This is a genomic window from Daejeonella sp., assembly GCF_046590655.1.
In the GTDB taxonomy this organism is placed as follows: domain Bacteria; phylum Bacteroidota; class Bacteroidia; order Sphingobacteriales; family Sphingobacteriaceae; genus Daejeonella.
The window spans coordinates 1-19,446 of record NZ_JBKJUM010000101.1 but is presented as its reverse complement, the minus strand read 5'-3'; the positions used below and the strand labels follow the sequence as shown (position 1 = coordinate 19,446).

Annotated in this window: 18 protein-coding genes and 1 other RNA gene; 9 read left to right on the top strand and 10 right to left on the bottom strand. The window is 42.4% G+C overall.

Annotation, left to right across the window (positions count from 1 at the left end; all coding sequences use genetic code 11):
* Positions 1 to 68: 68 nt before the first annotated feature.
* The 3 genes from ACLL8Z_RS09875 to aroC all read left to right on the top strand — a co-directional run bounded on the left by ACLL8Z_RS09875 (position 69) and on the right by aroC (position 3,724).
* Complete coding sequence (locus ACLL8Z_RS09875; protein ID WP_411274615.1) at positions 69 to 1,178, top strand: chorismate mutase; 1,110 nt, start codon at positions 69 to 71, stop codon at positions 1,176 to 1,178.
* Positions 1,175 to 2,500: a 3-phosphoshikimate 1-carboxyvinyltransferase gene (aroA, locus tag ACLL8Z_RS09870; protein WP_411274614.1), complete on the top strand. Its 1,326-nt coding sequence runs from the start codon at positions 1,175 to 1,177 to the stop codon at positions 2,498 to 2,500. The genes ACLL8Z_RS09875 and aroA overlap by 4 nt, the downstream gene beginning before the upstream one ends.
* Before the next feature lie 123 nt (positions 2,501 to 2,623).
* Positions 2,624 to 3,724, top strand: a complete 1,101-nt coding sequence (gene aroC, locus ACLL8Z_RS09865; RefSeq protein WP_411274613.1) for a chorismate synthase — start codon at positions 2,624 to 2,626, stop codon at positions 3,722 to 3,724.
* Positions 3,725 to 3,983: 259 nt separating this feature from the next.
* Here the strand turns inward: aroC and ACLL8Z_RS09860 are convergent, their stop codons facing one another.
* Positions 3,984 to 6,401, bottom strand: coding sequence for a thiamine pyrophosphate-dependent enzyme (locus tag ACLL8Z_RS09860; protein WP_411274612.1), 2,418 nt, complete (start codon positions 6,399 to 6,401; stop codon positions 3,984 to 3,986).
* A gap of 190 nt (positions 6,402 to 6,591) precedes the next feature.
* Here ACLL8Z_RS09860 and ACLL8Z_RS09855 point away from each other — a divergent pair, with 190 nt between their 5' ends.
* The 4 genes from ACLL8Z_RS09855 to ACLL8Z_RS09840 all read left to right on the top strand — a co-directional run bounded on the left by ACLL8Z_RS09855 (position 6,592) and on the right by ACLL8Z_RS09840 (position 10,490).
* On the top strand, positions 6,592 to 6,987 hold the full coding sequence (locus tag ACLL8Z_RS09855) for a DUF1573 domain-containing protein (protein ID WP_411274611.1): 396 nt from the start codon (positions 6,592 to 6,594) through the stop codon (positions 6,985 to 6,987).
* A gap of 61 nt (positions 6,988 to 7,048) precedes the next feature.
* Positions 7,049 to 8,248 (top strand): pyridoxal phosphate-dependent aminotransferase, encoded by a 1,200-nt coding sequence (locus tag ACLL8Z_RS09850; protein ID WP_411274610.1) that lies wholly within the window; start codon positions 7,049 to 7,051, stop codon positions 8,246 to 8,248.
* 64 nt (positions 8,249 to 8,312) lie between these two features.
* Positions 8,313 to 8,680: a transfer-messenger RNA gene (gene ssrA / locus ACLL8Z_RS09845) on the top strand.
* A 328-nt stretch (positions 8,681 to 9,008) separates the two neighbouring features.
* Complete coding sequence (locus ACLL8Z_RS09840; RefSeq protein ID WP_411274609.1) at positions 9,009 to 10,490, top strand: tetratricopeptide repeat protein; 1,482 nt, start codon at positions 9,009 to 9,011, stop codon at positions 10,488 to 10,490.
* A 93-nt stretch (positions 10,491 to 10,583) separates the two neighbouring features.
* Here ACLL8Z_RS09840 and ACLL8Z_RS09835 read toward each other — a convergent pair whose 3' ends face one another.
* The 9 genes from ACLL8Z_RS09835 to xth form a co-directional block, all read right to left on the bottom strand.
* The gene (locus ACLL8Z_RS09835) at positions 10,584 to 11,228 is read right to left on the bottom strand and encodes a glycerol acyltransferase (protein WP_411274608.1); all 645 of its coding nucleotides are present in this window, start codon (positions 11,226 to 11,228) and stop codon (positions 10,584 to 10,586) included.
* The gene (locus ACLL8Z_RS09830) at positions 11,218 to 12,045 is read right to left on the bottom strand and encodes an alpha/beta fold hydrolase (protein ID WP_411274607.1); all 828 of its coding nucleotides are present in this window, start codon (positions 12,043 to 12,045) and stop codon (positions 11,218 to 11,220) included. The genes ACLL8Z_RS09835 and ACLL8Z_RS09830 overlap by 11 nt, the downstream gene beginning before the upstream one ends.
* Entirely contained in the window at positions 12,038 to 12,439 is a 402-nt protein-coding gene (locus ACLL8Z_RS09825) for a holo-ACP synthase (protein ID WP_411274606.1), read from the bottom strand. Before ACLL8Z_RS09825 ends, ACLL8Z_RS09830 begins: the two co-directional genes overlap by 8 nt.
* A complete protein-coding gene (locus tag ACLL8Z_RS09820; protein WP_411274605.1) occupies positions 12,429 to 13,241 on the bottom strand; it encodes an enoyl-ACP reductase in 813 nt (270 codons plus the stop codon). Before ACLL8Z_RS09820 ends, ACLL8Z_RS09825 begins: the two co-directional genes overlap by 11 nt.
* Complete coding sequence (locus ACLL8Z_RS09815) at positions 13,238 to 14,590, bottom strand: beta-ketoacyl-[acyl-carrier-protein] synthase family protein (RefSeq protein WP_411274604.1); 1,353 nt, start codon at positions 14,588 to 14,590, stop codon at positions 13,238 to 13,240. The genes ACLL8Z_RS09820 and ACLL8Z_RS09815 overlap by 4 nt, the downstream gene beginning before the upstream one ends.
* A complete protein-coding gene (locus ACLL8Z_RS09810) occupies positions 14,591 to 14,851 on the bottom strand; it encodes an acyl carrier protein (protein WP_411274603.1) in 261 nt (86 codons plus the stop codon). It abuts the gene before it with no gap.
* A complete protein-coding gene (locus ACLL8Z_RS09805) occupies positions 14,851 to 15,423 on the bottom strand; it encodes a hypothetical protein (RefSeq protein WP_411274602.1) in 573 nt (190 codons plus the stop codon). The genes ACLL8Z_RS09810 and ACLL8Z_RS09805 overlap by 1 nt, the downstream gene beginning before the upstream one ends.
* The gene (locus tag ACLL8Z_RS09800; protein WP_411274601.1) at positions 15,407 to 16,129 is read right to left on the bottom strand and encodes an SDR family NAD(P)-dependent oxidoreductase; all 723 of its coding nucleotides are present in this window, start codon (positions 16,127 to 16,129) and stop codon (positions 15,407 to 15,409) included. The genes ACLL8Z_RS09805 and ACLL8Z_RS09800 overlap by 17 nt, the downstream gene beginning before the upstream one ends.
* A 92-nt stretch (positions 16,130 to 16,221) precedes the next feature.
* On the bottom strand, positions 16,222 to 16,998 hold the full coding sequence (xth, locus tag ACLL8Z_RS09795) for an exodeoxyribonuclease III (RefSeq protein WP_411274600.1): 777 nt from the start codon (positions 16,996 to 16,998) through the stop codon (positions 16,222 to 16,224).
* Positions 16,999 to 17,142: 144 nt separating this feature from the next.
* Between xth and ACLL8Z_RS09790 the strand changes: the two genes are divergently transcribed.
* Complete coding sequence (locus tag ACLL8Z_RS09790) at positions 17,143 to 18,237, top strand: alkene reductase (protein WP_411274599.1); 1,095 nt, start codon at positions 17,143 to 17,145, stop codon at positions 18,235 to 18,237.
* Positions 18,238 to 18,339: 102 nt separating this feature from the next.
* Complete coding sequence (locus ACLL8Z_RS09785; protein ID WP_411274598.1) at positions 18,340 to 19,446, top strand: Gfo/Idh/MocA family protein; 1,107 nt, start codon at positions 18,340 to 18,342, stop codon at positions 19,444 to 19,446.

The window sequence follows — 19,446 nt, the reverse complement described above, 5'->3', positions numbered from 1 at the left end:
ACTAACAACTAACAACGAGACTTATTACTTACAACTTATTACTTACAACTTACTACTTATAACTCAAAATGAAACTTAATCTAAACCTACAGCCAATTGATACCTGGCTTAAAAAAACCAGTGAGCCTTTATTAATTGCGGGGCCGTGCAGTGCTGAAACAGAAGATCAATTATTAGCTACAGCCCATTTAATTGCAAAATCCGGGAAAGCTTCAGTGCTTAGAGCGGGTATATGGAAGCCCCGCACACGTCCGGGGGAGTTTGAAGGTATTGGCAGCATTGGCCTGCAATGGTTAAAACGCGCCAAGGAGGAGACAGGACTGCCGACCGCTGTTGAGGTTGCGACCGCTAAACATGTTGAAGAAGCTTTAGCATCTGGTGTCGATATTCTCTGGGTTGGCGCACGTTCAACTGTGAATCCCTTTACTGTGCAGGAAATAGCTGATGCTTTAAAAGGTGTTGACATCCCCGTCCTGGTTAAAAATCCGGTTAATCCTGACCTTCAGTTATGGATTGGTGCACTTGAGCGTATAAACAACGCAGGCATTACTAAATTAGGAGCGATACACCGCGGTTTTTCTTCATTTGAAAAAACAGCGTTCCGTAACGAACCAATGTGGGAAATTGCTATTCAGCTTAAAACCCTTTGTCCTGAATTGCCTATTATCAATGATCCGAGTCATATTTGCGGTAACAGGGAGCTGATACCATACATTTCTCAAAAAGCTCTTGATATGGATATGCAGGGCCTTATGATCGAATCGCACCTTGACCCTTCAGTTGCCTGGACAGATGCTAAGCAGCAGTTAACCCCTTCAGCTTTAGCTGAATTGATGGATCACCTTACTTTACGTAAACCTGAGATTAAGGATAAGGAATTTACTGATAAACTGGCTGTCTTAAGAGAGAACATCGACAAACTGGATGATCAGATCATTCAAAAAATTGCTGAAAGAATGCAGGTAGTTCAAAAGATAGGCGAGTTTAAACGAGATAACGGAGTTACAATTCTTCAGGTAAATCGTTGGGACCAGATCATGAATAAAAGAAGTGCTTTTGCTAATGCATTAAAACTCGATCTTAACTTCACCGCAAAATTCCTTGAACTGATACACAGCGAGTCTATCCGGAAGCAAACTGAGATCATGAACGACAAACCGCTTGTTGAAGAAAAATGAGCTCGCCAGGCATAAAAATTTCAGTTGCTAAGAAGAAAATTTCGGGAACTATTCATCTTACCGGATCTAAAAGCGAAAGTAACCGGGCATTAGTCATGCAGGCTATGAGTAACGGTGCTGTCCAGGTCAAGAATGTTTCGGAAGCGGCGGATACCGTGACTTTGTTGGGGATACTACAGCCTGACGCGGAGCAGAAAACTGGGACTGGAAAACCCGATAGCCGTCGGGTGGAGAGTGAAATGAATGCACAGAACTCACCGCTAATAGCTCATAGCCCAAAGCTCATCGATATTGGCCCTGCAGGAACAGCTATGCGGTTTTTGACGGCTTACTATACTTTGCAGGATGGAGAAGTGATTCTTACGGGTTCTGCAAGAATGAAACAGCGTCCAATAGGGATACTGGTAGATGCCTTAAGAGAGCTCGGAGCTGAAATTGAATATGCTGAAATAGACAGTTACCCTCCGCTGAAAATACAGGGGCCATTTAATCAGAAATCTGATCAGGTTTCTATTCAAGGAAATATTAGCAGCCAATATATTTCATCCCTGTTACTTGCCGCTCCATTGCTCGAAAAAGGACTAAAACTTATTATCGAAGGCGATCTAACGTCTAAACCCTATGTAGAAATGACGTTGGCAATGCTATCGCAGGGCGGCATAAAGTATACATGGGACGAAAACATAATTCGGATTCCAAATCAACCTTTTGCTAAATCAGTAATTAGTGTTGAACCCGACTGGAGTGCCGCATCTTATTGGTATGCCATTGCGGCGCTTGCAGAAGAAGCTGAGTTGTTTCTACCCGGGTTGAATGCCTATAGCCTTCAAGGTGACAGCAAAATCACAGAAATTATGGCTAATTTCGGAATAACGTCGCAATTTAAAGATGGGGGCGTATTCATAAAGAAAGAACATAAGAAACTCGAAAGGAAGATCTTTGATTTCAAAGAATGCCCGGATCTTGCGCAAACGGTAATAGTGGTTTGTGCTGCACTTGGGCACGATGCTACGTTTACCGGCCTTGAAACATTAAAGATCAAAGAAACGGATCGTATCAATGCTCTTCAGGTCGAGCTTGCAAAGATCGGCGTGAAACTGATCGAAAAAAATCAGACCTATAAGCTGGAATGTTCTGGAAAAGAACTTAATAAAGCAGTTAGTATTAGTACATACGATGATCACCGGATGGCTATGGCGTTTGCACCGTTGGCACTGGTTTTAAACGAAATGAAAATTGAAGACCACCTCGTGGTAGAAAAATCCTATCCGCATTTCTGGAAGGACCTGGAAAGTGTTGGATTTGAAATTGAAAAAGTATAGCTAGATTTGATCTAGAATTTTTTATGGATAATATTATCGATTCTCCGTTCTCTTGTTTTTTAGCTGAAAGCTCAAAGCTGAAAGCATATCTCATATCTCATATCTCACATCTCACATCTAGTTATGGCTGGTAACTCATTTGGACAATTATTCCGCATAACAACATTTGGAGAATCACACGGTGAAGCTATCGGGGTAATCATTGATGGCTGTCCTTCAAATCTTGAGGTTGACATGAACTTCATACAATCGGAGCTGGATAAACGCAAACCTGGCCAGTCTAAAATAACTACTCAGAGAAAGGAAAGTGATACAGTGAAAGTCCTCTCAGGGATTTTTGAAGGTAAAACGACGGGTACGCCTATTGCTATGATCATTCCAAATGAAGATCAGCGTTCAAAGGACTATTCCCATATTAAAGACGCGTACCGTCCTTCTCATGCCGATTATACTTATGATGCTAAATATGGCCACCGCGATCACAGAGGAGGCGGAAGGTCATCGGCCCGCGAGACCGCTGCACGGGTTGCTTCTGGTGCTGTAGCCAAACTGCTTTTACAACAGGCCGGCATAGAGATATTCGCTCATGTGTCGTCGGTAGGAAATATTGATTCACCCAACCTGGACCTTGGCTCGCTTAGCGAGCTTTTGGAAGTAAGGGAGAGCAATATCGTACGGTGTGCAGATCCGGCAACGGCTAACCAAATGATAGCGCTCATTGATTCAATAAGAAAAGACGGTGATACCGTAGGAGGTAAAATTTCCTGTGTGATCAGAAACTGTCCTGTAGGATTAGGCGATCCTGTTTTCGATAAGCTTCACGCTGACCTTGGAAAAGCTATGCTTAGCATTAATGCTGTACATGGCTTTGATTATGGTTCGGGATTTTCGGGTTCTGAAATGAAGGGTTCCGAACATAATGATCTCTTTGTCGCGGCCGGAACTAATGCAGATAACAAATTCCAGACCCTTACAAATTTCTCGGGCGGGATCCAGGGTGGAATTTCAAACGGAATGGATATCACTTTCCGGGTTGCTTTCAAACCCGTAGCCACCATCATGCAAAACCAGGCAAGCCTCGATTCTTCAGGCAATGCAGCCAGCGTGCAGGGCAAAGGGCGACATGATCCATGTGTGGTACCCCGGGCCGTCGCTATTGTTGAATCTATGGCTGCATTGGTGCTGGCGGATCATTATTTGAGGAATAGGGTGACGAGGTTGTAAGCTCTTCCCCGACTTGTTCGGGGATCTCGTGCAGACGCGGCGCAGCTCGCGTCGTCTGGAAATAACAAAAATACAGCTGGTTTAAAGCCACAGCGGAGCGAACTTTAGTTTGTTAATAGTTACTTGTGGACCGAAGTCCAGGAGAAATAATCAGACTGTTAATTCTCATGCAAGCGAAACGCGCCGGTCGACACTTGCGGCTGGAGGCCGCGTGTCATGAACGAGATCCCCGACCCAGTCGGGGAAGAGCTCAAGTCGTCTAATACAACCCCGGAAACTTCCCTGGATTGCTATCATTCATCATCTCATAAACGATCTCGATAATATCATCTAAGGACGGTTTGGTGAAATAATCACCGTCAGATCCGTATGGTGCACGGTGAGCTTTGGCTGTTAGAGTACGTGGCTTCCCATCAAGATATTGATATCCATTCTGAATTTCAAGTATCTGCTGCATCAGAAATGCTGAAGATCCGCCAGGTATATCTTCGGCAACGACCAGTAGTTTGTTTGTTTTACTAAGGGATCTAACAGAAAGGCTTTGAAGGTCAAATGGCATTAGAGTCTGAGGGTCAACAATTTCTACAGATATGCCCATTTGTTCGAGCTCTTCGGCTGCTTCCTGAACGATTCTCAAGGTAGATCCATACGAAACTATAGTAACATCAGATCCTTCCCGTACAATTTCAGCTATACCAAGGGGGACTGTAAACTCTCCAATATTGGATGGCAATGTTTCTTTCAGGCGATACCCATTCAGGCATTCTATAACCAAAGCCGGCTCATCTCCTCTCAACAAGGTATTATACATCCCTGCTGCCTGAGTCATATTACGTGGTACACAAACATGCATTCCCTGGAGAGCGTTGATGATAACACCCATCGGAGAGCCCGAATGCCAGATACCTTCTAAACGATGTCCACGGGTACGAATAATAAGCGGGGCTTTTTGTCTTCCTTTTGTTCGGTAGCTAAGGGTGGCCAGATCATCGCTCAGAATATTCAGCGCATATAAAAGATAATCGAGGTATTGGATCTCTGCAATTGGTTTTAATCCACGCATGGCAAGGCCAATACCCTGTCCGACTATGGTCATTTCCCGGATCCCAGTATCAAAGATCCTTATTTTACCAAACTTGAGCTGCAAACCTGCAAAGCCCTGGTTCACGTCGCCAATAGCCCCTACATCTTCTCCAAATGCTATCACCCGGGCATCACGTATAAAGTTTGCTTCAAAACAGGAATTAAGTATTTCACGACCGTCAACAGCTTTCGCATCACCGTCATATTCCGGGGCGATAACTTGTATGTTTAGGGGAGAGTCGGCTGATCCGGTAAACAGCTTCGAATTATAGCGGTCAAAATTGCTTTCATGCTGACTTCTGTACCAGTTTAACAACTTATCCTTGGCATCCGAATTATCTTTTCTTAACGTTCGGGCTGCCTGTCTGACCAGGCTAATCACGTCCTTCCGGGATGGTTCCGGGCTGGACAGTAAAACCCTGGCTTCCGCAACCAGTTCATTATTACCCGTTTCTTCGATCAATCCTGCAGCTACTTCAAGCTCCATTTTCATCTTGGCGTTGAAGTCGGCCCAGGCTTTCCTCTGACAATTTTTTATATAGGATTTAGCCGTATTTTCAAGCTCAATTAATTCTTCATCTGTCGCAACAGCGGATTCAATCATCCACTTCCGCATCTGAAGCATGCAATCGAATTCATTTTCCCAGTCGATCCGGGCCTTATTTTTATATCTCTCATGTGATCCTGAAGTTGAGTGGCCCTGGGGCTGTGTCATTTCAGTAACATGAATCATTACCGGAATATGCTTATCGCGGCAAATCTTAATAGCCCTTTCATAGGTTTCACATAATCCCGGATAATCCCATCCCCTGACCTTAAAAATTTCATATCCCTCACCCATTTCATCCCGCTGAAAACCTTTTAGGATCTCAGATATGTCCTGTTTAGTAGTCTGATATTCCGCCGGAACAGAAATTCCGTAAGCATCGTCCCAGATGGAGACCGCCATAGGTATTTGTAAGACACCAGCTGCATTTATAGCTTCAAAAAATATTCCTTCAGACGTGGATGCATTGCCAATAGTTCCGAAGGCGACTTCATTGCCACCCACTGAAAACTTATTTAAGCTCTTAAGAGCAGGATTGTTGCGATACATTTTAGACGCCAGAGCCAGCCCTACTAAACGACCCATCTGGCCTCCCGTCGGCGATATATCTGAGGATGAATTTTTAAGCGATGTAAGGTCCATCCAATCACCATCCTCATCCAGCAAGCGCGTGGCAAAGTGACAATTCATCTGCCGCCCTCCGGACGCCGGATCGGCATCGATGTCAGTGTTCGCATAAAGCTGGGCGAAAAATTCAGGCATAGTAAGCATGCCTGAAGCAAGCATAAAAGTCTGATCGCGATAATATCCTGAACGCCAGTCGCCAGCCATGAAAGCCTTCGCCATTGCCAACTGCGCAACCTCTTTCCCATCCCCGAAAATGCCAAACTTTGCCTTTCCTGTAAGAACTTCTTTTCGCCCTAAAAGACTTGCCTGGCGACTTTCGTAAGCAATTTTATAATCGCTGATTATAATACTCCTAAAATCTTCAAAGCTTAATTCTTCCTGATCCGGCATATTGTTCTCTACCACCTGGGTTCCTTTCATAGTACACCTTATGGGTCAAAAATAGCAAAAGACATCAGGAAAATGTAATTGCCTGACAAAATATTAATTCGATCATATTACGCAATGCCAAATTAAAATTATGTCGTTTGCTAATTAAGTGATATTCCGCTTGTTGGAATGATTTTTGAAATATGTATATTAGTGTATATTATTCAAACGGATTTACAATATGAAACATTTAATGAAATTATGCGCGGTAATTATTGGCTTTATAGGCTTAACGGCCATGCAGGATGGAACCAAAGCTGATTTTAAGTTCGACAAGGAAACTCACGATTTTGGTAAAATCGTTCAGGGTAAACCAGTTAGCGTCGATTTTGTATTTACAAATACGGGCGAAGAGCCATTGATAATTTCAAACGTAGAATCAACCTGCGGATGCACAGTGCCGAAATATACTACTACGCCCGTATTGAAGGGAGCTAAAGGTACAATCACTGTCACTTTTAACGCTGCTGCTATCCAACCGGGCTTCACAAAAGCTGTCACGATAAAATCGAATGCACGTACTCCAATCAAAGTGCTTTATATCAAAGGCGAAGTGATCCAGTCAAGTACAAGATAATAAGCAAAATTTTTATGTATAAAACCTCTCCCCATCCGGAGAGGTTTTTTATTTTTGCTCCATGCCAGAAATTTCAATTAAGGGCAGGCATATGCCAGCCTCACCTATTCGTAAACTTACCCCTTTCGCTGATAAAGCAAAAAAGGATGGAAAGCAAGTGTTCCATCTAAATATTGGCCAGCCCGATATAGAGACTCCTGAAGGTATGTTGAATGCCATCAAAGACATCGATTTTAAAGTTTGGGCTTATACGCCTTCAGAAGGCACTATGGCCTACCGCTCTAAACTGACTGAATATTACAATAAGCTTAACTACGATATAGTAGCAGGACAAATATTGGTAACTATTGGTGGCTCTGAAGCGATTACTATTGCTATGCAGGCTTGTGTAAACGAAGGCGATGAGATTATTATTCCTGAACCATTTTATGCGAATTATAACGGGTTTGCCTGCATGAGCAATATTGTTGTTAAGCCTATCCTGTCATATATCGAGAATGGTTTTGCTTTGCCGGAGATCAGCGAATTTGAAAAATTGATCACGCCAAAGACTAAGGCTATCATAATTTGTAACCCCAACAACCCCACTGGTTATCTTTATTCAAGGGAAGAACTTGAAGCACTAAAAGTTTTATGTTTGAAATACGATCTTTTCCTCTTCTCCGATGAAGCTTACCGTGAATTCTGTTACGATGGCAGAGAATTCATTTCGCCGATGCATCTTGAAGGCATGGAGGAACATGTTGTTGTTCTAGATACTGTTTCTAAGCGATACAGCGCCTGCGGGGCCCGACTGGGATGCCTGATCACCAAAAATAAAGATGTTATTGCCGCCGGATTAAAATTCGCTCAGGCCAGGTTAAGTCCGGGCATGGTTGAACAGATTGCTGCAACAGCAGCCGTTGACACACCGGACAGTTATTTTGAAAACGTAAATTCAGAATATACACTCCGACGGAATACTTTGGTAAAACGACTGAATAGTATTAACGGTGTTTATTGTCCGAATCCTGGCGGGGCATTCTATGTTGTGGCAAAATTTCCAATTGATAATGCCGACAAATTCTGTCAATGGATGCTTGAGGAATTCGAGCATGACAATCAGACAGTGATGATGGCTCCTGCAACTGGATTTTACAGTTCCAAAGGATCAGGAAGCAATGAAGTTCGATTGGCATACGTTTTGAACATTCAAGATCTGGAATCAGCTATGAACTGTTTGGAGAAAGCTTTACAAGTTTATCCTGGCCGGACAAACTGATTTTAAGCAAGGATATGGTTGGCATTTCATATCTTTGTATTATACTTAACCACCAAAAATTAATGGGCCCGACCGGAATTGACAGGATGGAGATAGGTATGTAAGCATGCAGCGCGTTGTGAGACTAGCGCTCGAATCTGAACTCTCAAACCACAATTGGCGAAAATAACTACGCCTTAGCTGCCTAATTTAGAATTAGCATAGCTTTTGTCCCGCTGGGTTCCGCTTTGTAGCTTAGCATCAGGGGCATCGAACAACAAAGCTGGCCAGGATTTAATGGTGTGATAATCCGGCAAGAAAAAACACCTACGGAAGAAGGTACAGGCGAGCGGTTGGCCTTCCCCTTCCCGACAATTAAACAACTGCTAAGCATGTAGAAAGCATAATTTGTCCCATGTTTGGACGAGAGTTCGAATCTCTCCGGGTCCACTTGATGATTAAAAAGCAGGCAGCAGCCTGAGCGAAACAAGAAAAACCAAGTCCCAATGGGCTTGGTTTTTTTGTGCAGCGAAGGATGCCAAACGCGCAGCGTCCCGGACCTGATCCGGGATCATTTCCCTACACAGGTAAGGAGCAGATCAGCGAAGCTAATCTCCCAGACCCAAAATTCATTTGCTTTGCGAATCCGCAGTCGACACCTGAGAATGGTGGCCACGTGCCAAAACGAGATCCGATTTAATCGGGGAAGAGCAAAAATTTGGTATTTTTATCGCGTTTATATATCATCCAAAATGTTTGTGTTAAAAGTTCCAATCCTATAATGATAAAAAAGCTGTTCTTAATCACCCTTCTGTCTCTTGGCTTAAGCCTCCCCTCTAAAGCAAACTTCGATTTCAACAGCAATTGTATCAAAGCCTACCAGGCCATCTTTGATCTCCGCTTGAGCGATGCAAAAGCCCTTATTCAAAACGAAAAAAGGCTGAATCCAGGTAATGGAATTACAATACTTTTAGATAATTACGTCGATTATTTCACACTTCTGGCTTCTGAGAATAAAGCCGATTACGAACGTTTAAAAAGCCAAAAATCCGCCCGTTTAGAGGCATTGGAGAATCAGAATAAAAATTCTCCTTATTATCTTTTCGCCCAGGCGGAGATCAATTTGCAATGGGGGATGCTTAAGAGCCGTTTCCAGGATTATATGTCATCTGGTCTCGATATAAAGCGGGCTGACAATCTGCTTTCTGAAAATGCTACCAAATATCCATCATTCTTACCTAATAAGAAAAGTTCCGGGTTGATCGACGTAATCTTCGGATCAATCCCGTCCAATTTAAAGGGCATTTTCTCCACCCTGGGAATAAAAGGAAATGCCAGTACAGGTATAAGGACACTAGAATCCCTATATACCACTCTCCCTCAAACTTCCTATAGTTTTTATAAAGATGAAGTTGTGTTTTTCCTTTGTTATATCGAGACTGATCTCGTACATAACAAAGCCAATTACGTTAAAATTATGGGCCTGACAACATCTATGGATGATTCAAGCCTCCTGAAAACATATCTGCAGGGTTATGTGTCGGCAAGAAGTGCTCAAAACGATCGTGCTATCGATTACCTCTTGAAAAGGCCTAAAGGTAACGATTACATCAATTTTCCGGTTTTGAACTATCATTTGGGTAATGCCAAACTCAACCGAATGGACAATGATGCGAATGTTTACCTTATTAATTATATAAAAGAGTATAAAGGCATAAATTATGTAAAAGATGCGTACCTAAAGCTCGCTTATTACTTTTACCTGAGAGGCGATAATGCTAAATACAACACATTTTTGAAGATGGTTAAAACTCAGGGGAGCCTCTATGATGAAAAGGATAAACAGGCTTTAAAAGAAGCAAATGATACAGCCCCTAATTTAGATCTCCTGAAAGCTCGTCTCTATTTTGATGGAGGATATTATCCGAAAGCTCTGGCTCAACTAAACGGAAAAGATGCAGGGGATTTCAAATTAAAACGAGACCAAATTGAGTTCTTCTACCGTTTAGGACGTATTTATGATGAATCCGGAAGAGATACTGATGCTATATCAAATTATCAGAAAGCCGTAAACAGCGGTAAACTAACTTCTTATTATTATGCCGCGAACGGAGCCTTAAGTATAGGGAGCATCTACGAAAAAAGAAATGATAGAGCTAAAGCGTCTTCCTATTACAAGCAGGCCATCGCGATGAAAAATCATGAATATGAAAATAGTATCGAGACTAAAGCGAAGGATGGATTGAGGAGAATGGGATATTGATTTGGGATCAAGGAACAAACCTGCCTGCCGGCAGGCAGGGAACAAGGAGCAAAGACTCCCACAAAGCGTTATAAATGAAACAATGGTTAGACCTTAGTCGTCAGTGAAGCGGAATTGTTTCTTAACGGCGGTCTTGTGGTGGGTGTTTATTTCGTTGCCGAGTTTTTGGAAATCGAAGTCATGGTTTGTTCCACAGCCGAGAAGATGATAGTACACTGAGGGGCGCAGGCTTTCGAAATATTCGATGAAGTTACTGCTCCAAATCAGCTGACAATTACCTTTAATCTGTGGTACGATATGGTTAATCCCATCCTTCATCACGATATCACGCACATGATTTGATTCCAGGTTACCCTGGGGATACATGAGAAGCAGATTTCCTGGCGTATTTAACAGTTCCGCCGCGTAGGCCAGACTTTCGTTTACAGTGGTAGTTCCCGGAGCAACGGAAAAGCATCCAAAATACTTCAGCCAGGGGTTCATCTCCATTTGCTTCTTCAAAACCATTATATAAAAACCCTTTATTTCCTGCTTTTTATGAATCTCATTCCAGCAGAGATACGCCGCCCAAAATCCATCCCAGAAACTAAAATGATTGCACATCAACATAATGGAATGCCCTGCTTTAACGTCAACCCCATTAATCACCATTTTCTTGAATCGCTTTCTTAAAAACCAAGTCAGGATTTTTCCAGCTACTATTATTAACCAGGGGATTTGTTTTGCTTTAATGATCATGCATTAGCCGGGATAGAGCGTTGGCAAAGTTAAGATTGATCATGTCATGATTTTCATTAATTACAAATTGCTTCGCAAGATCAATTTTTGGAATAATATCCTTACCAATCGCAGGCGGATAATTCTTGTCGCGTTCGCCAAAAATAAACACGCTTTTTATTTGATGCTGATTAAGTTTAGAGATAAATTTTTCTGGATTTAGAGTTAAGAAACGCATATAACTAGCACAAGCATAAAAACTGAACCTTAGTTCCGGGCTTGCCACTTCTTTGAAGAGTATATCGTAGCCTTTCTGGTCGATAATCCTAATCTTCTTCAACACAGATAATAACCGCGGCATATTATTACTACTCAGGGCCATCCGTTCAAGTACCTTGTTGCCAATACGGTTTCCACTCAAAAATGTAATGATTTTACCTGGCTTCAGACTCGAGGGAGCAGCAATAAATAGTTCATGGATATGTTCAGGAATTTCTTCCACCAGACTGGTCGCGTAATGAGATCCCATAGAATAGGCGATAATTGAAAAAAGATCAACTCCGGCCTCTTTACAAAAATCCTTAAATAGGCTGGCTAGTTGAACCTTTGAAATTCCCCTCTTTAATGCTTCCACACTTTGATCTTTCAGGACGGTCTTCTTGTGAAAAAAGAGATCGAAACCATAGAATGTGTATTCCTCACCCATCGCCTCTTCGAGAACCTTAAATTGCCTGCCGTGCATACCATATCCATGAAAGCAAAACATATTTCTAGGACCGGCGCCGAACCGATAGTAATGCATGTCGACCAGATCATTTGAAAAGTAATGACTAGTCATATTTTCTTTGTACTATAGCAATAGCGAAAGTATACTCCCCGTCGTGAGTAATACTCAGGCTAATTTCCAGATTGTCATAATATTCAGGCAGGCTAACCCTGGGGATACCTGCTATTTTAGACCGTTTAATCTCAATATTTTTAAATGCCAGCGGCCGGTCATATAATTGTTTAATTCCTTTATAAACAGATTCCTTAGCTGCCCAGGTTGAAGCATATCTGAGTTTAGGATCATCAAAACGTTCACAATATTCAATCTCTTTTAGTGTAAATACTTTTCCCTTGAAAAGCTCAGTAAACGATTTCAAAAAATCAGGAATGAAAACGAGGTCATTCCCTACTGCAAAATTCTGAAGTTCTAAATTTAGAATTGTACGGTTAATGCTATTCCTCATCGATGCCAATTCCCATTATATTGAACCCGCCGTCTACAAAGTGGATATTCCCTGTGACCTTAGTTGAAAGCTTAGAAAAATAATATAATGCAGTATCGGCGACGTTTTCGGCTGTAACGTTCCCAAGCGGTGCTGTCGCTTTGCCTATTTTACGGAGCTTTCTTACCCCATTAATACCGCCCGAGGAAGTTGTCATTACTAATCCTGCAGAAATAGCATTCACCCTGACCCCGCTTTTGCGGAAATAGCTGGCCAGATAAAGCATAATGTTTTCCAGCGCTGCCTTATTTACAGCCATACCTGCATAACCGGGAAAAACGCGTTGTGAAGCATTATAAGTTAGGGTCAGAATCGAAGCATCCTTAGCAAGTAATAGTTCTGCGACCCTGCAGATCCTTAGTAAAGAGTATGCGCTGATGTTAAACGAATCCATTAGATCTTCAAAAGGAATATTAATGTATGATGGCGCTGGCTTATCACTACCGGGCAAACTGTAGCACATCACGTTCTGACTTGCGAATGCAACTCCGTGAAGGATATAACTGATCGGACCAAGGCCCTTGTTTATCTTTTCCAGGAATTGTTTAATAGCCACTTCATCACGAGCATCGACACTTGCGGAATAAGTAGTATCCATGCCATTGGATTCCATAAGGAAAAGGACTTCGTCACGGGTTTCCGGAACATAACTCAAAGCCACTTTGCAACCCGATTGATGTAATTTCACAGCTACATGAAAGGCAATCGAACTGTCATTCCTGACTCCGAATATTACCGCTACCTTGTTCTTATTATCGATCATGAATTGTCTTTTGAAACCAAAATAGAACTGTTGGTGCCTCCAAAGCCGTAATTTAAACAGGCAATCGAATTTATTTCTTTTCCAAAGCTTTGTTGCGGCAATAGATCTCTGAAAGAAGCCAGTGGTACCTGCGGCCCGTCCCAGTTATCGCTTTTCTGGAAAGCTTCCAGCTCTGGGTTTAACGCTTCCGAGTTCAGACAAGGCAGAACCTTTTGTTCACGCAGCATCAGCAGGGCAACCACAAACTCGACTGCCCCAGCTGCTCCAAGCATATGCCCGAACTGAGATTTAGGGGCCGAGATATGATATTTCTCACTGCCCAGGAAATCCACTACGCTCAAAAGCTCAATCGAATCGCCAACGGGTGTGGAGGTTCCATGAACTTTAACCACATCAGGTGTAAATCCGGAATCTCCTATTAAGCCCTTCCACAATCGCCTTTGACCGGCGAAGGATGGGTAAAACATATCCCCGTCACCGTCGGAATTGTTAAAATAACTGTCAATTACTCCAAGTATATTGGCTCCGCGGGCCTTCGCCAATCCATACTCTTCAAGACATACAATTCCGGCGCCAAAGGAACATACAAAACCATTTCGATTCATGTCAAATGGGCGGGAACTCTCCCCGGCGGAAAAGCCACGACTCAATACGTGCATCGCATCAAATCCTATAAACGTTTCAAGCGAAGTACCTTCTACGCCGCCGGCAACAACACGATCTTGAAGGCCAAATTTGATAAGCCTGTACGCATACCCTATGTTGCCCAATCCGGTGGCACATGCAGAACCTATAGATTCGCAAACACCTTTATTCCTTATGAGGCATGAGACATTCGCCGCATCACGGTACACCATCGCCCTGTCAACAGTATGAGAACCCACAAGCCTGGTCTTTACTCCCAATTCAAAGAATCCGTGCCATGCAGGTCGCAGAACTTCATGTCCGCCGCCCCCCGATCCCACTACAACGCCTGTGACCTCCGATTCCGTTTCCATCGTGTTCCACCCTGCCATACGTATAGCGTCCTGGGAAGCCAGCATAGCCCAAATACTCCCTAAGTCAGCAGTCGCAAGGTTTGAATTAGGAATTCTGGCCAGTTGGTCGATATAAACTTCCGGGTATCCGGGAATGAGGTCTGAATAAATAGCTTCAAGGTCCTTTTCGCCCTCAGTTACAAAACCAGAGACAGTGGATCGGATATTTTTACCATATGCAAGAGCCTTGTCCCATTCCCTGATCAAACTCTTATTAGAGAATAGCTTATCCGAAAAGTCGTCCAGATCCCGGCAGGTAGGAAATACGCCTCCCATGCCAACTACAGCAACTTTTCTGCCCTGAATTTCCATTTAGGCTCTTTCTTTGACCTTGATAACCAAATCTACAATATCTTTTACCTTCGATCCCATATCATCAATATCGTCGTCCTCAAATTCCACATCAAATTTCTGTTCTGCTTTGGCAGCGATATTAATTAATTCTGTTGAAGGTGTATTCAGATCGGCAATAAAGTCGGTCTCCTCTGTTATATTTTTCAGCTTCTCTGGATCAATAGTCCGAACCGTTTTTAATATCTCAACCAGTCCCTCGATAATTTCCTGTCTTTCCATTATTTATTTATTGTAAAAGTTTCTTTTTTTAAAGCCCGGCCGGTAACATCAAATAATTCAGCAATAAGACTAAAGTCGTTTCCGATATCATAACTATTAAGTCGCGATTCGTTAAAGTCGCTAAAATATTCGGTCAGATTTAAACCAGCTGGTACTCTATATATCCTGCCATCACTCACCATTTGCCTGAATTTATAGAATTTGATCTGGCCCATGCTGATAAATGTCTCTCCCACGGCCAGGTAATTGTGGAAATTCACGCTCCCAATACTGATAAACGCTGGCACAAATCGATCTTTAAGCTGTTCTGGAGTACAACTCAGCTTTTTACACTCGAGGAATGTGCCGCATGATACAATTGTGGCCTGCGCAAATGCCTCAATCTGATCTACGCCGCGAAAAACCCCAAAATGATCATGAACATCTCTGGACTTGGGGGTATAACTTGCCACAATTCCTTTTTGAGGGTCGTGCCAGTGGAATTCGTCCAGGAGTAATTTGGTTGGACCGTGCAACAGCATTTGACCGGGTTCAAACCCGACTAAATTATCGTTATTAAAATAATCCCCCATTCACTTCAATATTACTCCCATTAATATAAGATGCCTTCTCAGAAAGCAAAAAAGCAACTGTTTCGGCAATCTCTTCAGCCGTGCCAAACCTTTGGGCGGGAATCATTTTTAAATATTTTTCTCTATGTAGCTCCGGGATTTGGTCCGTCATGGAGGTTTTTATAAATCCCGGGGAAATACTCAAGATTCTTATCTGATGGCCCGCGTATAACTCGCCGGCTTCTTTTGCCATTGATTTAGAAAATGCAATCAGCCCGGCTTTGGTAGCCGCGTAAATGGATTGAAATGCATTTCCAGTTTCAGCTACGCAGGAGCTCACGTTAAGTATAACTCCTTTATTTTTCAAGCCAAAAAGTTTGATGGCCGTTTTCGAAATCATAATCGGTGCTTTCAGGTTCACCATGATCATATGATCGATATCGCGTTCAGGCTGAAATGCAAGTGGTTTGTCAATAGAAATGCCCGCGTTGTTGATAACTGCATAAAGATCGTCCCCGTGCTCCGATTTCAATTTTTTACAAAACTCGCTCAACTCATCAGCATTACTCAGATCGGCTGCCAGCACAAAATTCCCTTCTCTGAGTTCTATGATATTTTCGCTTTTTGAAGCATGTAAAATAAGGCAGTACTCCGTATCGAGTTTTCTGGCAATAGCCAAACCCAGGCCTTTACTTGCCCCTGTAATTAAAACTTTTGGTTTGTTCACGTATTATGGATATGCCCGATCAAGTTGATTAGCCAAAAATAGAAATATCATTTAACGATCGAAGCATAAAATAATACTTCTAATTTACTGCTCTATTGTTCCGATAGTTCAATCCACACCGGCCCATGGTCGCTGCTCTTTTCCCAGCCCCTAACATGACGGTCCACACCCGCATTGAGAAGACGTTTATCTATGGACGGGCTTAGCAGAAAATGGTCGATACGCAGTCCTGCATCACGCCCGTATGCATTGCGGAAATAGTCCCAAAAAGTGTAGATCGTTTTACCCGGGTTGAGTTTTCTAACAGCATCTGTCCATCCCTGCTCCATAAGCTTGTGAAAAGCGGCGCGGGTTTCAGGCCGGAATAAGGCATCATCCCCCCAACGCTCTGGTTTATAAACATCAAGCTCAGTGGGCATCACATTAAAATCTCCCGTTAAAACAACTGGCAGACCGCTTTCAAAAAGTTCTTTCGCATGTGTCATTAACCGTTCAAACCACTGGAGCTTATAGTCAAATTTTGGTCCGGGCGCAGGATTACCATTGGGCAAATAAAGACAAGCAATGACAATATCATTGATCCAGGCCTCGATATAACGACTCTGGCTGTCTTCAGGATCACCAGGGAGAACCCTTCTTAACTCTTTTATTTCCATTCCCCGTGCAAGTATAGCAACACCATTCCAGCTTTTCTGGCCCTGCCAGATAGCATTGTATCCGGCGTCGTTAATGGCCTGCAAGGGGAATTTTTCTTCCGGCGCTTTCAGTTCCTGCAGAGAAACAATGTCAGGTTTGGTTTCTTCAAGCCAACGGAGAAGAACTGGTAATCGGCCGTTAACACCGTTTACATTATAAGTGGCTATTCTCATATTATACACTTTACATCTGTAATATCGCGATAAAAAACCAATCAAATGATGGTCGGTTGAAAGTCATAAGTTTCTGATATGTCTTTTACATGACCAACAACTTTATTCAATTCTTGTTATTTGTTGTTTAAACATTTAATTACCATGAGCGATAAACTTCTTTTACCATATACTTCCGGTTCTTTAGAACTAAAAAACAGGACCGTGATGGCTCCAATGACACGCAGCCGGGCTACGTCCGACAATATTCCAACAGATCTTATGGCTGATTATTACCGGCAGCGAGCAGAGGCCGGACTGATAATTACAGAAGGAACTTCACCATCTCCAAATGGACTAGGGTATTCCAGTATTCCAGGTATTTTCAATCATAAACAGGTTGATGGATGGAAGAAGATTACGGATGCAGTACACGAGGAGGGCGGAAAGATTTTCATCCAATTAATGCACACGGGTCGGATTGGACATCAGCTAAATCTTCCTGAAGGAGCAGAAGTACTTGCGCCATCGGCTGTTAAAGCTGCTGGACAAATGTATACGGTGAACGGCGGCATGCAGGATCATCCCGAACCACGCGCATTTACTGCGGACGAAGTTAAAAATACTATTAAAGAATATGTCGATGCTGCCAAAAACGCGATTGAAGCGGGATTTGACGGTGTGGAACTTCACGCAGCCAATGGATACCTGATCGAGCAATTTATAAACCCGGGAACGAATACTCGTAATGATGAGTATGGTGGAACAATTGAAAACAGAGCCCGGTTTCTCTTTGAGATCGCTGAACAAACGGCAAACATTATAGGGAAGGAAAAAGTTGGTGTACGCTTTTCACCATTTGGTGTATTTAACGACATGCCGGCTTACAAGGAGGTCGACCAGACTTATACATTTCTGGCAGAAAAGCTGAATGAACTGGATATCCTTTATATACATCTGCTTGATCATTCTGCCGGCAATGCTTCACCTGATATAACTCGCGTTAAAGATATAATCCGTTCGAGATTTCAAAACATACTAATATTCTGCGGCGGTTTTGACATGCAAAAAGCTGAGGATGAATTAAAAAAAGGAATAGCTGATCTTATAGCTTTCGGAATTCCTTTCCTTACCAACCCTGATCTGGTTGAACGAATGAAAGTGGGATCTGAATTAAATCAGCCTGATTTTAGCACGTTTTATACGCCCGGAGAAAAGGGATATACGGATTATCCATCCTCTAGAAATACCCTCGTATAAAACTGCAATCTTTGGGTAAATTCTTAAAACCTTCTGATATGATTTCAGAAGGTTTTTTTATTGAATTTAAGATCATAAATTGCATCAATTAAGACTTACAAAATGAAAAAGCTATTTTTCTTTCTCTTCCTGGTAATTTTAACTTCACACACGGTGATAGCTCAAGCGAAAAAACCTCTGAGAATGGGTATTGCCGGAATTACTCATTCCCATGTACATGGTTTGTTAGGAAGACCTCAACGAGGCGACATAGAAATTGTTGGCATAGTTGAGCCCAATAAAGATTTAGCTCAGCGTTATGCCACCAGATATGGCTATAATATGAATATAGTTTTTAATTCATTAGCCGAAATGATTTCCAAAACAAAACCCGACATCGTGACCGCATTCGGATCCATATTCCAGCACTTGGAAGTAGTACAAGCCTGTGCTCCGTTGGGTATCCATGTTATGGTTGAAAAACCATTGGCTGTAAGTTTGGATCATGCACAGAAGATGAAAGCTCTAGCTGAAAAACATAAAATACATCTGCTAACAAACTATGAGACTACCTGGTATGCCACCAATCACAAGGCCTACGAACTAGTCAATAAAGACAAAGCTATAGGTGATTTAAGAAAAATTGTTATCCATGACGGACACAAAGGTCCTCAGGAAATAGGAGTAAATAAGGAATTTTTAGATTGGTTAACTGATCCGATTCAAAATGGTGGAGGCGCAATCACCGATTTTGGATGTTATGGCGCGAATCTCATCACCTGGTTAACAAATGGCGAAAAACCCGAGTATGTAGTATCAATAACTCAACAGATAAAACCCAATATTTACCCGAAAGTTGACGATGAAGCAACTATTCTTCTTAAGTATCCTAAGATGCAAGGTATAATTCAGGCGTCCTGGAATTGGCCTTTTAACCGAAAAGATATGGAGGTTTATGGTAAAACCGGATACGTTATCACGGATAATAGTTCCGATATTCGGGTACGTTTAGAAAATGACAAAATGGAACAAAAGGATAAGTTGAAAGAGCGTCCAGCTCCGTATAATGATCCATTTTCCTTATTTTCGTCAGTAGTTAAAGGAGAAATCACATTACCAAAGTATGACCTTTCTTCCCTTGAAAACAATATGATTGTTGTAGAGATATTGGATGCAGCAAAAAAGAGTGCTAAAACAGGAAAGGCCGTAAAACTTAATCAGGACAATTGA

Excerpts from the sequence above, each read along its gene's own strand:
- ACLL8Z_RS09875 (WP_411274615.1), top strand. The coding sequence starts at position 69 with ATGAAACTTAATCTAAACCTACAGCCAATTGATACCTGGCTTAAAAAA.
- aroA (WP_411274614.1), top strand. The coding sequence starts at position 1,175 with ATGAGCTCGCCAGGCATAAAAATTTCAGTTGCTAAGAAGAAAATTTCG.
- aroC (WP_411274613.1), top strand. The coding sequence starts at position 2,624 with ATGGCTGGTAACTCATTTGGACAATTATTCCGCATAACAACATTTGGA.
- ACLL8Z_RS09860 (WP_411274612.1), bottom strand. The coding sequence starts at position 6,401 with ATGAAAGGAACCCAGGTGGTAGAGAACAATATGCCGGATCAGGAAGAA.
- ACLL8Z_RS09855 (WP_411274611.1), top strand. The coding sequence starts at position 6,592 with ATGAAACATTTAATGAAATTATGCGCGGTAATTATTGGCTTTATAGGC.
- ACLL8Z_RS09850 (WP_411274610.1), top strand. The coding sequence starts at position 7,049 with ATGCCAGAAATTTCAATTAAGGGCAGGCATATGCCAGCCTCACCTATT.
- ACLL8Z_RS09840 (WP_411274609.1), top strand. The coding sequence starts at position 9,009 with ATGATAAAAAAGCTGTTCTTAATCACCCTTCTGTCTCTTGGCTTAAGC.
- ACLL8Z_RS09835 (WP_411274608.1), bottom strand. The coding sequence starts at position 11,228 with ATGATCATTAAAGCAAAACAAATCCCCTGGTTAATAATAGTAGCTGGA.
- ACLL8Z_RS09830 (WP_411274607.1), bottom strand. The coding sequence starts at position 12,045 with ATGACTAGTCATTACTTTTCAAATGATCTGGTCGACATGCATTACTAT.
- ACLL8Z_RS09825 (WP_411274606.1), bottom strand. The coding sequence starts at position 12,439 with ATGAGGAATAGCATTAACCGTACAATTCTAAATTTAGAACTTCAGAAT.
- ACLL8Z_RS09820 (WP_411274605.1), bottom strand. The coding sequence starts at position 13,241 with ATGATCGATAATAAGAACAAGGTAGCGGTAATATTCGGAGTCAGGAAT.
- ACLL8Z_RS09815 (WP_411274604.1), bottom strand. The coding sequence starts at position 14,590 with ATGGAAATTCAGGGCAGAAAAGTTGCTGTAGTTGGCATGGGAGGCGTA.
- ACLL8Z_RS09810 (WP_411274603.1), bottom strand. The coding sequence starts at position 14,851 with ATGGAAAGACAGGAAATTATCGAGGGACTGGTTGAGATATTAAAAACG.
- ACLL8Z_RS09805 (WP_411274602.1), bottom strand. The coding sequence starts at position 15,423 with ATGGGGGATTATTTTAATAACGATAATTTAGTCGGGTTTGAACCCGGT.
- xth (WP_411274600.1), bottom strand. The coding sequence starts at position 16,998 with ATGAGAATAGCCACTTATAATGTAAACGGTGTTAACGGCCGATTACCA.
- ACLL8Z_RS09790 (WP_411274599.1), top strand. The coding sequence starts at position 17,143 with ATGAGCGATAAACTTCTTTTACCATATACTTCCGGTTCTTTAGAACTA.
- ACLL8Z_RS09785 (WP_411274598.1), top strand. The coding sequence starts at position 18,340 with ATGAAAAAGCTATTTTTCTTTCTCTTCCTGGTAATTTTAACTTCACAC.